We start from the raw sequence: 12140 nt of genomic DNA, 5'->3' as shown, positions 1-12140 counted from the left end.
CGACGATCTTGGCGGAGGTGGTGGCGCGGCTGGGGGCGGCGGCCGCGTTAGAGCTTGCGAAGTCCACTGAGGACCCTTTCGAGCAGCGTGACGTCAGGCGTACCGCCCGACTCGCCCGCGGCGGCGGGCTGGTGGATGGCGACCAGACCGGCTTCCGCCAGGTCTGCGACGAGGATGCGGGCGACCCCGAGCGGGACACCTGCCAGCGCGGAGATCTCGGCGACCGACTTGACCTCGCGGCACAGCGACACGATGCGGGCGTGCTCGGGGAGCAGCCCGCCCGGAGCGGTGGTGGCGGTGGTCGAGATCAGCGCCTCGATGGCCAGCTGGTAGCGGGGGCGGGTGCGTCCACCGGTCATGGCGTACGGGCGGACCAGCGGCTGCTGCTCGTAGCCGTCCGACTGCTGGCCGCCGTACCCGCCGGCCTGCTGGCCGCCGTAGCCGTTTCCGTACCCGTTGCCGTACGCGCCGGCGGGTGTCGGGGGCGGGGTCATGCGTCCTCCTTGTGCTGCAGTCGTCGCGGCCGGAGCCCGCGGGGGCCGTTGACTGACGGGCTGTCAGCCACCGTGCGGCGAGGACCTGGGGTGGGAGCGCCGGACCCGGGGTCGGGTCGGGTCCGGCGCGGTGAGGGTGGTGCGAAGGAGTCGTGGATCGGGTGGGACCGGTCAGTGCAGCAGGCTGCCCTGGAGCTCCGCCCGCAGGGCCGGCGTGAGCACCGCGCCGGCCCGGTCGACCAGCAGGGCCATCTCGTAGCCGACGAGACCGATGTCGGAGTCCGGCGAGGCGAGCACCGCGAGCGAGGAACCGTCGCTGATCGCCATCAGGAACAGGAACCCGCGCTCCATCTCCACGACGGTCTGGTTGACCTCGCCGCCCTCGAAGATGCGGCTGGCGCCGGAGGTCAGCGAGGTCAGTCCGGAGGCGACGGCGGCCAGCTGGTCGGCGCGGTCCCGGGGGAAGCCCTCGGACATGCACAGCAGCAGACCGTCGGCGGAGACCACCACGGTGTGGGACACCCCGGGGGTGTTGTCCACGAAATTGGTGATCAGCCAGTTCAGGTTCTGTGCGGCCTGGCTCATCTGGATCAACTCAACGCTCCTGGTGCTCGGGGCCGAAGCCGTTGTTGCCATCGACGTCGGACCGCCCGCCACGGGCTCCCCGGTAGCCCTCGGACGTCCCGCCGAAGTCGAAGCCCGGCCGCTGCTGCGACGCGGGACCGCCGAAGCCCGGCTGCTGCGTCCCGGCCTGGCGGCCCTGCTGGATGCCGCGGCGCAGGTTGGTCAGCCGGCCGCGCACCTCCTCGGGGCTGCGCGAGACCTGGGGACCGGTCAGCGGGCTGGCCTCGGCGCTGCCGGAGACCAGGTTGGCCTGCGGGGTGCGGCGCGGCAGCCCCGAGGTGGTCAGGCCGTCGGTCTGCGGCTCGCGCATCTGCTCGGCCCGGCGCCAGCGCTCGTCGTTCGCCGACGAGCGCCACGGCGCGTCCGGGTCGCCCTGCGGCTCCAGCGCGGGGCCGCCCGCCGGAGCAGCGCCGAACGGCGCCGCCGGGCGCTGCTGCTGCGGTTGCGGCTGCTGCTGCGGTCGGCCCTGCCCCGGCTGACCACCCTGGAACGGCTGGCCGCCCTGGAACGGCTGGCCCTGCGGACCGGTCGGGCGCTGCGGCGCGGCCGGACGCTGCGGCAGGCCCTGGGACTGCGGGCCCGGCGCCTGCGGACGCTGCCGCTCGACCGGCTCGCCCTGCGGACGCTGCCGCTCGGCCTGCGGCCCCTGCTCGACGAAGCCCGGCGCGGAGGTGCCGGGGCGCTGCGGCTGGTACGACGGACGCGGTCGGAGCTGCTCGCGGCCCGGTGCCGGAGCGGCCTGCGCCCCCGGCCCGGACGGCCGGTCGCCGGCGGTCGGCAGCGCCATCGGCTGCGGACGCTCCGCGAACTGCGGCTGCTGCGGCTGCTGCTGGGACTGCGGCGGCCGCGGCGGGACGCCCTGGCCCACCGGGTCCGGCAGCACCGGCTCCACCAGGCCGAGGCCCAGCGGATCGCGCGGGTCGATGTCGGACGCCTCGAACCGCGGCCGGGCGAACCCGCCGGACTGCTCGGTCGGAGCGGCCTCCAGCGGCGCGGCCGGCTGCTGCGGCGGCAGCGGACGGCGCTGCGGCTGCTCGGCCCGCCCGTGGTGCTGGGCCGGCTCGCCGCCCGGACGCTGCTGGCCCTGCTGCGGGCCGCCCTGCGGGCCCTGCGGCCCCTGCGGACGGCGCTGGCCCTGCGGACCGCCCACCGGCGGCTGACCGGGCTGACCCGGCTGACCCGGTCGGCCCGGCTGCGGACGCCGCGGCGGCAGACCGCCGCCGGGGCCGCCCGGGAAGCCCGGACCGCCCTGGACGCCCGGGGCCCCCGAGGCGCCCGGCACCCGGCGCGGCGGCAGGCCGCCACCGGCGGGCGCACCCGCGCCCGGACCGGCCGGGGCCGACGGGCCTGGCCCGCCCGGTCCCGGGTTCTCGCGCAGCGACTGGCCGACCGAACGGGTCGGCAGTCCGCCGGTGCGGCCGCCCTGGGCCGTACCGGTGCCGAACGCGCCGCCCGGGCCGAACCCGCCGTCGCCCGGCTGGCCGCCGGACGCGCCGGGCCCGCCCGGCGCGCGCCGCGGCGCACCCGGGCCGCCGGGCGCACCGGCGGGGGAGAACAGGTCGGGGCTGCCGCCGGCCGGGCCCTGGCCCAGCTGGGGACGGCCCGCGGGGTCCTGCGGACCGGACTGGCCGAGCGGGGTGCGCCCGCCGGGCAGGTCGCCCGCCGGGCGGCCCTGCTGGCGCGGCGTCGGCGCCAGGCCGCGCTGCTGCTTGCCGCCGGCCTGCCCGGCCCCGGCGCCCGCACCGGGCCGGTTGCCGCGCCGTTCGGCGGAGTTGGTGACGTCGACCGGGAGCATGACCAGCGCGGTGGTGCCGCCGGAGTCGGACGGGCGGAGCTGGATCCGGATGCCGTGCCGCAGCGACAGCCGGCCGACCACGAACAGGCCCATCCGGCGGGAGACGGAGACGTCCACGACCGGCGGGTTGGCGAGGCGCTCGTTGATGTCGGCGAGGTCGTCGGGGGACAGGCCGATGCCGGTGTCGTGGATCTCGATCAGCACCCGGCCGTCCGGCAGCGCGTGGCCGGTGACCCGGACCCGGGTCTGCGGGGAGGAGAACGAGGTGGCGTTCTCCAGCAGCTCGGCGAGCAGGTGGACGAGGTCGTTGACGACCCGGCCGGCCACCTCGGCGGTGGGCACCGAGGCCAGCTCGACGCGCTCGTACTGCTCCACCTCGGAGGCCGCGGCGCGCAGCACGTCGACCAGCGGGACGGGGCGGGTCCAGCGGCGGCCCGGGTCCTCGCCCGCGAGGACGAGGAGGTTCTCGCCGTTGCGGCGCATGCGGGTCGCGAGGTGGTCGAGCTTGAACAGCGAGGCCAGCTGGTCCGGGTCGGCCTCGCGGCTCTCCAGCTCGGAGATCAGCGACAGCTGGCGCTGGATCAGGCCCTGGCTGCGGCGCGAGAGGTTGGTGAACATCGCGTTGATGTTGCCGCGCAGCAGCGCCTGCTCGGCGGCCAGTCGGACCGCCTCGCGGTGCACCATGTCGAAGGCGTGCGCCACGTGGCCGATCTCGTCGGCGGAGTCGACGCCGACCGGCTCGACGGTGACGTCGACGTCGTGCGGGTCGCTCTCGGAGAGGGTCTTGACCAGCTCCGGCAGGCGGCGCTCGGCGACGTCCTCGGCGGAGGTCTGCAGGCGGGTCAGCGAGCGCACCATCGAGCGGGCCACCAGGGCGGCGCCGGCGATGGCGACGATGAGCACCAGGCCGACCAGCGAGGCGTTGATGACCGACTGGGTGTCGGCGTCGGACTGGAGCTGCTGGGCCTTGCCGTTCAGGTCCTCCAGCAGCTTCTTCTCGATGGTCCGCTCGGCGTTGATCTTGGCCGTGGACTCCTCGTACCACTGCTGGTAGCTGACGCCGTCGGTCTGCTTGATGCCGTTGGGGTTGAGGACGGCCTGGGCGAACCGGTCGGCCTCGGCGACCACCTTGTTGTAGCTCATCGAGGAGCGCAGCGAGCGGGCCGGGCCCTCGCCGTACAGCGCGGTGAAGTTCTCCATCGCGTTGTCCTCGGCGGCCCGCAGGCGGACGCCGAAGGTCTCGTCGGAGGCGGAGAAGTTCGGCGGGTCCTGGGCCAGCGCGGCGGAGATCAGCGCGCGCTGCATCGAGCTGGCCTCCTTGGCCAGCGAGAACTGGTACAGGGTGCGGGTGGACTTGACCAGCTCGGCGGAGTTCGAGGTGATCGCGATGTCCTGGGCGGCGCCGATCAGGTCGTTGATGATCACGTTGTAGTTGGTGATCGTGGCCTGGATGTTGTTGGCGTCCTTGAACGCGCCCTTGCGGGCCCGGGGGAGCGAGTTGAGGTCCTTGCGGACCTGCAGCAGCAGGGTCTTGGAGCCGGCCAGGTCGAGGTTGTCGAACTTGTCGGCGGCCGCGTTGAACTTCTTCGAGAGCGCGGTGCTGTCGGCGTACGCCTGCTGGATGTCCTTGTCGGTGTCCGCGTCGCCGCCGTGCGCCACCGGGCCGGCCGCGATGTCGCGCTCGGTCTGCAGGGCGTCGGCGAGGTCGGTCGCGGTCCGGGCCAGCTCGGCCAGGTCGCTCATCTGGGAGAGCTCGCGGGAGTTCTCCATCGAGCTCTGCACGCGCAGGCCGCCGAAGACCAGCGCCACGATCACGGGCAGGAAGAGCAGCGCGATCAGGCGGGTGCGGATCCGCCAGTTGCGCATGGCGAAGCGGCTCAGGCCGGTGGCCCGGCGGCGGTTCAGCGTGCCGCGGAGTCTGGCGCGGCGGCTCTTGCTGTCGGCAGGCGTGTCGCCGCCCTGGTCGTGCGGCGCGCTGTTCGCGCCCGGCGCACCGGTGTCGGCGGCGGGTTCGGCGGGGGCGCCGAAGGGCCGCTCGCCCTGCCCCGTCGTCGCCGGTGCGGCCTGGTGGGGGCCGGCCATGGGCTCCCGCGACTCCGGGTCACCCGCGGCGCCGCTGCCCCTCTTGAAACGTCCCTGCACTGGCGTCGCAACCTCTGGACCGGGCGCCCTTCCCCGCCGGTGCGGAGATAGGGCGGTGTCGAGTTTTTCCGTGGCATTCCAGCACAGCGGGGGAAGTCCAACAAGGGCCGTTACGACACGGTGTCCTGGGCCACCCTCCGCGCGCGGCGTCTCACGTTCCGTGGTGCATCGGCCGGGGAATACGGTCCTTTTCGGACACTTGACGCGAGCGGGTCAATGAACGTCAAGATCGATTTGTGCGTGGAATGTCCGGGATATCCCTAATGGTGCACTCCGGCATTGGTCCGGAATCGTCACCTCCGCCCCCTTTGGTCCGACAATTGTGAGCAAAATCACAGTCGAATGTGTAGCTTTGGTCACGGCCGCTGTGGAATGGGCTCCCTAACCTGGCAGGGTTGATCTGAGCCTGCCCAGCGGTGGGCCCGCGCAAAATCGCAAAAGTCCGTTCGAGCGAAACAAGGGTGCTGACGCACATGTCCGACACGACCGAGCAGGCCACCGGCACCACCCCGAGCACCGGCTCCACGGCCAACCCGCGCCGCACCACCCTGGCCTCCGTCGCGGACTTCTCCGAGCTGCCCGGCTTCGCGGCCCCCCGCACCCCGCGCGCCTACGCCGCCACCCTCCCGGCCAGCACGGCCAACCCGCGCCGCACCGTCCGCTGACCGCTGCCCCGGCCCCCGCCTGCGGCGGGCGCGGTCGCCGCGCCGATAACCTGGTGGCACGAGCCGGGCCCGGTACTGCGGGCCCGGCCACCGTCCGGGAGCGTCCGGGCGGCCGACGAACCGAGAGGTTGCAGGGCTGTGCGTATCGCCAGGTTCTCCGTCCGTGAAGGGAGCCCCGCGGCGGGCTCGGTCTCCTTCGGCATCATCGAGGGGGACGCCGCACAACCCGACTCGCTGGTGGTGCACACCCTGGCCGGCCACCCCTTCGGCACCCCGCAGCCGACCGGCGAGACCCACCGCCTGCGGGACGTCCGGCTCCTCGCCCCGATGCTCCCCAGCAAGGTCGTCGCGGTCGGCCGCAACTACGCCGCGCACGCCGCCGAGCTGGGCAACGAGGTCCCGGCCGTCCCGCTGACCTTCTTCAAGCCCTCCACCGCCGTCATCGGCCCCACCGAGTCCGTCGCCTACCCGCCGTTCTCCTCGGACGTGCAGTACGAGGCCGAACTCGCCGTGGTGATCGGCCGGATGTGCCGCGAGGTGCCGATCGAGCGCGTCCCCGAGGTGGTCTTCGGCTACACCTGCGCCAACGACGTCACCGCCCGCGACGTGCAGCAGCGCGAGGGCCAGTGGGCCCGCGCCAAGGGCTTCGACACCTCCTGCCCGCTCGGCCCGTGGATCGAGACCGACCTCGACCCCGCCGACCTGGCCGTCACCTGCACCGTCAACGGCGAGCTCCGCCAGGCCGGCCGGACCTCCCAGATGGTCCGCTCGGTCGCCGAGCTGATCGTGCACGTCTCCGAGGCGATGACCCTGCTCCCGGGCGACGTCATCCTCACCGGCACCCCCGCCGGCGTCGGCCCCCTGAACATCGGCGACGAGGTCGCCGTCTCCGTCGAAGGCATCGGCACCCTCTCCAACAAGGTCGTCAAGCGATGAAGGAAGCAGCGAGCGTGACTAGTGCAGACATCAGCGGCTCCGCGCCGGGGAAGAACCCCGGCGTCCGGGTCCGCTTCTGCCCCTCCCCGACCGGCAACCCGCACGTCGGCCTGGTCCGCACCGCCCTGTTCAACTGGGCCTACGCCCGGCACAACGGCGGCACCCTGGTGTTCCGGATCGAGGACACCGACGCGGCCCGCGACTCCGAGGAGTCGTACCGGCAGCTGCTCGACGCGATGCGCTGGCTCGGCTTCGACTGGAACGAGGGCCCCGAGGTCGGCGGCCCGCACGCCCCCTACCGCCAGTCGCAGCGGATGGACGTCTACGCCGACGTCGCCGAGCGCCTGCGCGCGGCCGGCCACGCCTACCCCTGCTACTGCACCACCGAGGAGCTCGACGCCCGCCGCGAGGCCGCCCGCGCCGCCGGCAAGCCCTCCGGCTACGACGGCCACTGCCGCGACCTGACCGCCGACCAGGTCGCCGTCTACGAGCAGGAGGGCCGGCAGCCGATCCTGCGCTTCCGGATGCCCGACACCACCCTCGCCTTCGACGACCTGGTCCGCGGCCCGATCTCCTTCGACCCGAAGGACGTCCCCGACTACGGCATCGTCCGGGCCAACGGCGCCCCGCTGTACACCCTGGTCAACCCGGTCGACGACGCCCTGATGGAGATCACCCACGTCCTACGCGGCGAGGACCTGCTCTCCTCGACGCCCCGTCAGATCGCCCTGTACGCCGCCCTGGCCGACATCGGCGTCGGCAACGGCACCACCCCGCGCTTCGGCCACCTGCCGTACGTGATGGGCGAGGGCAACAAGAAGCTCTCCAAGCGCGACCCGCAGGCCTCGCTCAACCTCTACCGCGAGCGCGGCTTCCTCCCCGAGGGCCTGCTCAACTACCTGGCCCTGCTGGGCTGGTCGCTCGCCGAGGACCGCGACATCTTCGACATCGACGAGATGGTCGCCGCCTTCGACCTCGCCGACGTCAACGGCAACCCGGCCCGCTTCGACCTCAAGAAGGCCGAGCACATCAACGCCGAGCACGTCCGCCGCCTCGCCCCCGAGGAGTTCGTCAAGCGCCTGGTGCCCTACCTCCAGGCCCCCGGCCTGCTCCCGGCCGAGCCCACCGCCGAGCAGCTCGACCTGCTGGCGAAGGTCGCCCCGCTCACCCAGGAGCGGATGGTGGTCCTCTCCGAGATCGTCACCATGGCCGGCTTCCTGTTCGTCGCCCCCGCGGACTTCGCCGTCGACCCCGAGGACGCCGCCAAGGTCCTCACCGCCGACGCCCGCCCGGTGCTGGCGGCCGCGGTCGAGGCGCTCACCGCGCTGCCCGACTTCACCCCCGAGCCGATCCAGGCCGCGCTGCGCGCCGCCCTGGTGGACGGCCTCGGCATCAAGCCGAAGTTCGCCTTCACCCCGCTGCGGGTGGCGGTGACCGGGCGCCGGGTCTCCCCGCCGCTGTTCGAGTCGATGGAACTGCTCGGCCGCGAGGAGACGCTGCGCCGGCTGCTCACCGCCCTGGAGCTCCTGCCGGCCTCCTGAGCCGGCCCCCCGGGCCGGACCCGGCCCTTCCCGGGCCGCCCGCCGGACACCCGCGGGGCACCTGCGGGCCATGTCGCTGACCTGGCCCGCAGGTGTCCGGCGCGCTGCCTGCGGTTATCGATTTTGGAGCGGGGCGGGGCGTCGGGTAATGTTCTTTCTGCGCCGCCCGGGCAGGGAGGCGCAAGACACCGAGGAAGACCCCGCAGAGGGGTTGAACTCTGGTGGGGTATGGTGTAATTGGCAGCACGACTGATTCTGGTTCAGTTAGTCTAGGTTCGAGTCCTGGTACCCCAGCGCAGTATCACTGCAGGTAAGCCCCCGTTGTGTAGTGGCCTAGCACGCCGCCCTCTCAAGGCGGTAGCGCCGGTTCGAATCCGGTCGGGGGTACGCAATTTTGACAATTGCAGAACGAATGAGTCCCGCCCCCGTTGTGTAGTGGCCTAGCACGCCGCCCTCTCAAGGCGGTAGCGCCGGTTCGAATCCGGTCGGGGGTACTCGCTCATTCGGGCCCCCGTTGTGTAGTGGCCTAGCACGCCGCCCTCTCAAGGCGGTAGCGCCGGTTCGAATCCGGTCGGGGGTACTTATGGGGTATGGTGTAATTGGCAGCACGAGTGATTCTGGTTCATTTAGTCTAGGTTCGAGTCCTGGTACCCCAGCCAAGAAAAGCTCCACAGCGCAAGCTCCGGGAAACCGGGGCTTTTCTGCGTTTCCGCCTCCCGCGGTTCCGTCCCCGTCCGTCCCGCCGCCTCCGCAGGCGTCCCCGTCCCTGCACCCGCCCGGCCCGGACGCGCGACCGCCCTCCCGGCCGGGGGACGGGAGGGCGGGGCGGGGCCGAGTCGGATCAGGTGCGGCGGAGCGCCTCGGTGAGGCGGTTCGCGGCCTCGATGATGGCCTGGGCGTGCATCCGGCCGGGGTGGCGGGTGAGCCGCTCGATCGGGCCGGAGACGGAGACCGCCGCGACCACCCGGTTGGACGGGCCGCGGACGGGGGCGGAGACCGAGGCGACGCCGGGCTCGCGCTCGCCGATGGACTGGGCCCAGCCGCGGCGGCGCACGCCGCTGAGCGCGGTGGCGGTGAAGCGGGCGCCCTGGAGGCCGCGGTGCAGGCGCTCCGGCTCCTCCCAGGCGAGCAGGACCTGCGCGGCGGACCCGGCCTTCATCGGCAGCGTCGAGCCCACCGGCACGGTGTCGCGCAGACCGGACAGCCGCTCGGCGGCGGCCACGCAGATCCGCATCTCGCCCTGGCGGCGGTAGAGCTGGGCGCTCTCGCCGGTCACGTCCCGCAGGTGCGTCAGCACCGGGCCGGCGGCGGCCAGCAGCCGGTCCTCGCCGGCGGCGGCGGACAGCTCGGCGAGCCGGGGGCCGAGGATGAAGCGGCCCTGCATGTCACGGGTGACCAGGCGGTGGTGTTCGAGTGCGACGGCGAGCCGGTGGGCCGTGGGCCGTGCCAGACCGGTGGCGGCGACCAGCCCCGCCAACGTGGCGGGGCCCGACTCCAGTGCGCTGAGCACCAGAGCGGCCTTGTCGAGAACGCCGACGCCGCTAGTGTTGTCCATGTCTCGATACTGCAGTCTCAATCAGCGAGACGCAAGTTCAATCTTCCGGGAAAAGCGCCACTCTTGGAGTCAGCAGCCCGGGAGACACCCAGGGCGGCACCCCACCACGGTGTCCGCATTCTGGACGGTCCGGCGTGCAGGTCGCGACTCCAAGCGAGCCTCACAGGGCGGCACGGGACAAGACCTCGACGATCACGAGAAGGCCGGCAGAGCGGCCGGCTGGAGGGAATCCGATGGGACGGACACTCGCAGAGAAGGTCTGGGACGACCACGTCGTCCGGCGCGCCGAGGGCGAGCCCGACCTGCTCTACATCGACCTGCACCTGCTGCACGAGGTGACCAGCCCGCAGGCGTTCGACGGCCTCCGGCTGGCCGGCCGCCCGGTGCGCCGGACCGATCTGACGATCGCCACCGAGGACCACAACACCCCGACCCTCGACATCGACAAGCCGATCGCCGACCCGGTCTCCCGGGTCCAGCTGGAGACGCTGCGCCGCAACGCCGCGGAGTTCGGCGTGCGCATCCACTCGCTGGGCGACGTCGAGCAGGGCGTGGTGCACGTGGTCGGCCCGCAGCTGGGCCTGACCCAGCCCGGCATGACCGTGGTCTGCGGCGACTCGCACACCTCCACCCACGGCGCCTTCGGCGCGCTGGCCTTCGGCATCGGCACCAGCCAGGTCGAGCACGTGCTGGCGACCCAGACCCTGCCGCTGGCCCCGTTCAAGACCATGGCGATCACCGTCGAGGGCGAGCTGCCCGAGGGCGTCACCGCCAAGGACCTGATCCTGGCCGTGATCACCAAGATCGGCACCGGCGGCGGCCAGGGCTACGTCCTGGAGTACCGCGGCTCGGCGATCCGCAGCCTCTCCATGGAGGCCCGGATGACGGTCTGCAACATGTCCATCGAGGCGGGCGCCCGGGCCGGCATGATCGCCCCGGACCGCACCACCTTCGACTACCTGCAGGGCCGCCCGCACGCCCCGCAGGGCGAGGACTGGGACGCCGCGGTCGCCTACTGGGAGACCCTGGCCACCGACGAGGACGCGGTCTTCGACGCCGAGGTGTTCATCGACGCCACCGAGCTGACCCCGTTCGTCACCTGGGGCACCAACCCGGGCCAGGGCGCGCCGCTGGGCGCCGACGTGCCGAACCCGGCCGACTTCGCGGACCCGCAGGAGCGGATCGCCGCCGAGAACGCCCTGAAGTACATGGGCCTGGAGGCCGGCACCCCGCTGCGCGAGGTCAAGGTCGACGCGGTCTTCGTCGGCTCCTGCACCAACGGCCGGATCGAGGACCTGCGGGCCGCCGCCGCCATCGTGGAGGGCCGCCGGATCGCCGAGGGCGTCCGGATGCTGGTCGTCCCGGGCTCCGTCCGGGTCGCCCTGCAGGCCGTCGAGGAGGGCCTGGACAAGGTCTTCACCGCCGCGGGCGCCGAGTGGCGGCACGCCGGCTGCTCGATGTGCCTGGGCATGAACCCGGACCAGCTGGCCCCGGGCGAGCGCTGCGCCTCCACCTCGAACCGCAACTTCGAGGGCCGCCAGGGCAAGGGCGGGCGCACCCACCTGGTCTCCCCCCAGGTGGCCGCGGCCACCGCGCTGGTGGGCCGTCTGGCCGCACCCGCGGACCTGTCCGACAACGTGGCCGTGGAGGTCTGAGCCATGGAGAAGTTCACCACCCACACCGGCCGGGCCGTCCCGCTGCGCCGCTCCAACGTGGACACCGACCAGATCATCCCGGCGCACTGGCTGAAGAAGGTCACCCGCTCGGGCTTCGAGGACGGCCTGTTCGAGGCCTGGCGCAAGGACGAGTCCTTCGTCCTGAACCTGCCCGAGCGCCAGGGCGCCACCGTCCTGGTCACCGGCCCCGAGTTCGGCACCGGCTCGTCCCGCGAGCACGCCGTCTGGGCGCTGCAGAACTACGGCTTCCAGGCCGTCATCTCCTCCCGCTTCGCCGACATCTTCCGCGGCAACTCGCTGAAGAACGGCCTGCTCACGGTGGTCCTGCCGCAGGAGACGGTGGAGCGGCTCTGGGCGCTGACCGAGGCCGACCCGACCGCCGAGATCACCGTCGACCTGGAGGCCCGCGAGGTCCGGGCCGAGGGCGTCACCGCCCCGTTCGAGCTGGACGACAACGTGCGCTGGCGGCTGCTGAACGGCCTGGACGACATCAGCATCACCCTGCAGAACGAGCCCGACATCGCCGCGTTCGAGGCCGAGCGGCCCTCCTTCAAGCCGCGCACCCAGCCGGTCGCCTGAGTCACCGCTTTCTGACGCTCCGACAACAAGACCCGCCCCCCTCCGGGGCGGGTCTTCGTTGTTCGCAGGGGAGTTCGTCAGCCGGGAATAGACCCTGGTGTAGCGCAACTCCGCACAGATGGCACAATCGTTG

Annotated in this window: 9 protein-coding genes and 5 tRNA genes; 10 read left to right on the top strand and 4 right to left on the bottom strand. The window is 73.0% G+C overall.

Translation table 11 applies throughout. From position 1 onward, the window contains the following. Nucleotides 1-47: 47 nt before the first annotated feature. The 3 genes from ACIQVD_RS31345 to ACIQVD_RS31335 all read right to left on the bottom strand — a co-directional run bounded on the left by ACIQVD_RS31345 (nucleotide 48) and on the right by ACIQVD_RS31335 (nucleotide 4995). On the bottom strand, nucleotides 48-494 hold the full coding sequence (locus ACIQVD_RS31345; RefSeq protein ID WP_100836244.1) for a DUF742 domain-containing protein: 447 nt from the start codon (nucleotides 492-494) through the stop codon (nucleotides 48-50). A gap of 171 nt (nucleotides 495-665) precedes the next feature. Continuing rightward, on the bottom strand, nucleotides 666-1079 hold the full coding sequence (locus ACIQVD_RS31340) for a roadblock/LC7 domain-containing protein (protein ID WP_100838482.1): 414 nt from the start codon (nucleotides 1077-1079) through the stop codon (nucleotides 666-668). A gap of 10 nt (nucleotides 1080-1089) precedes the next feature. Next, nucleotides 1090-4995 carry a nitrate- and nitrite sensing domain-containing protein gene (locus ACIQVD_RS31335; RefSeq protein ID WP_402292428.1) on the bottom strand — a complete coding sequence of 1302 codons (3906 nt, stop codon included), beginning with the start codon at nucleotides 4993-4995 and terminating at the stop codon, nucleotides 1090-1092. A gap of 533 nt (nucleotides 4996-5528) precedes the next feature. Between ACIQVD_RS31335 and ACIQVD_RS31330 the strand changes: the two genes are divergently transcribed. From ACIQVD_RS31330 to ACIQVD_RS31295, 8 genes are all read left to right on the top strand, one after another. Further along, the gene (locus tag ACIQVD_RS31330; protein ID WP_400692673.1) at nucleotides 5529-5720 is read left to right on the top strand and encodes a hypothetical protein; all 192 of its coding nucleotides are present in this window, start codon (nucleotides 5529-5531) and stop codon (nucleotides 5718-5720) included. 138 nt (nucleotides 5721-5858) lie between these two features. Next, nucleotides 5859-6656, top strand: coding sequence for a fumarylacetoacetate hydrolase family protein (locus tag ACIQVD_RS31325; RefSeq protein ID WP_400692676.1), 798 nt, complete (start codon nucleotides 5859-5861; stop codon nucleotides 6654-6656). Then, nucleotides 6653-8197 (top strand): glutamate--tRNA ligase, encoded by a 1545-nt coding sequence (gene gltX / locus ACIQVD_RS31320; protein ID WP_402292427.1) that lies wholly within the window; start codon nucleotides 6653-6655, stop codon nucleotides 8195-8197. The genes ACIQVD_RS31325 and gltX overlap by 4 nt, the downstream gene beginning before the upstream one ends. A gap of 222 nt (nucleotides 8198-8419) precedes the next feature. Further along, nucleotides 8420-8491 (top strand) — tRNA-Gln (locus ACIQVD_RS31315). Nucleotides 8492-8511: 20 nt separating this feature from the next. Then, nucleotides 8512-8584 (top strand) — tRNA-Glu (locus ACIQVD_RS31310). Between the two features lie 34 nt (nucleotides 8585-8618). Further along, a tRNA-Glu gene (locus tag ACIQVD_RS31305) sits at nucleotides 8619-8691 on the top strand. 13 nt (nucleotides 8692-8704) lie between these two features. Then, a tRNA-Glu gene (locus tag ACIQVD_RS31300) sits at nucleotides 8705-8777 on the top strand. A 4-nt stretch (nucleotides 8778-8781) separates the two neighbouring features. Beyond that, a tRNA-Gln gene (locus ACIQVD_RS31295) sits at nucleotides 8782-8856 on the top strand. Between the two features lie 182 nt (nucleotides 8857-9038). On the opposite strand, the gene ndgR is transcribed toward ACIQVD_RS31295, so the two are convergent. Beyond that, a complete protein-coding gene (gene ndgR, locus ACIQVD_RS31290) occupies nucleotides 9039-9752 on the bottom strand; it encodes an IclR family transcriptional regulator NdgR (protein ID WP_285739826.1) in 714 nt (237 codons plus the stop codon). Nucleotides 9753-9985: 233 nt separating this feature from the next. Between ndgR and leuC the strand changes: the two genes are divergently transcribed. Beyond that, nucleotides 9986-11407: a 3-isopropylmalate dehydratase large subunit gene (leuC, locus tag ACIQVD_RS31285; protein ID WP_400692682.1), complete on the top strand. Its 1422-nt coding sequence runs from the start codon at nucleotides 9986-9988 to the stop codon at nucleotides 11405-11407. A gap of 3 nt (nucleotides 11408-11410) precedes the next feature. Further along, the gene (gene leuD, locus ACIQVD_RS31280) at nucleotides 11411-12007 is read left to right on the top strand and encodes a 3-isopropylmalate dehydratase small subunit (protein ID WP_400692685.1); all 597 of its coding nucleotides are present in this window, start codon (nucleotides 11411-11413) and stop codon (nucleotides 12005-12007) included. Nucleotides 12008-12140: the final 133 nt, after the last annotated feature.

Origin of the sequence: Kitasatospora sp. NPDC090308 (assembly GCF_044769485.1) — a bacterium.
Classification (GTDB): Bacteria; Actinomycetota; Actinomycetes; order Streptomycetales; family Streptomycetaceae; genus Kitasatospora; species Kitasatospora fiedleri.
Note: the sequence above shows the minus strand (reverse complement) of the source record. Positions and strands in the feature narration are given on the sequence as shown.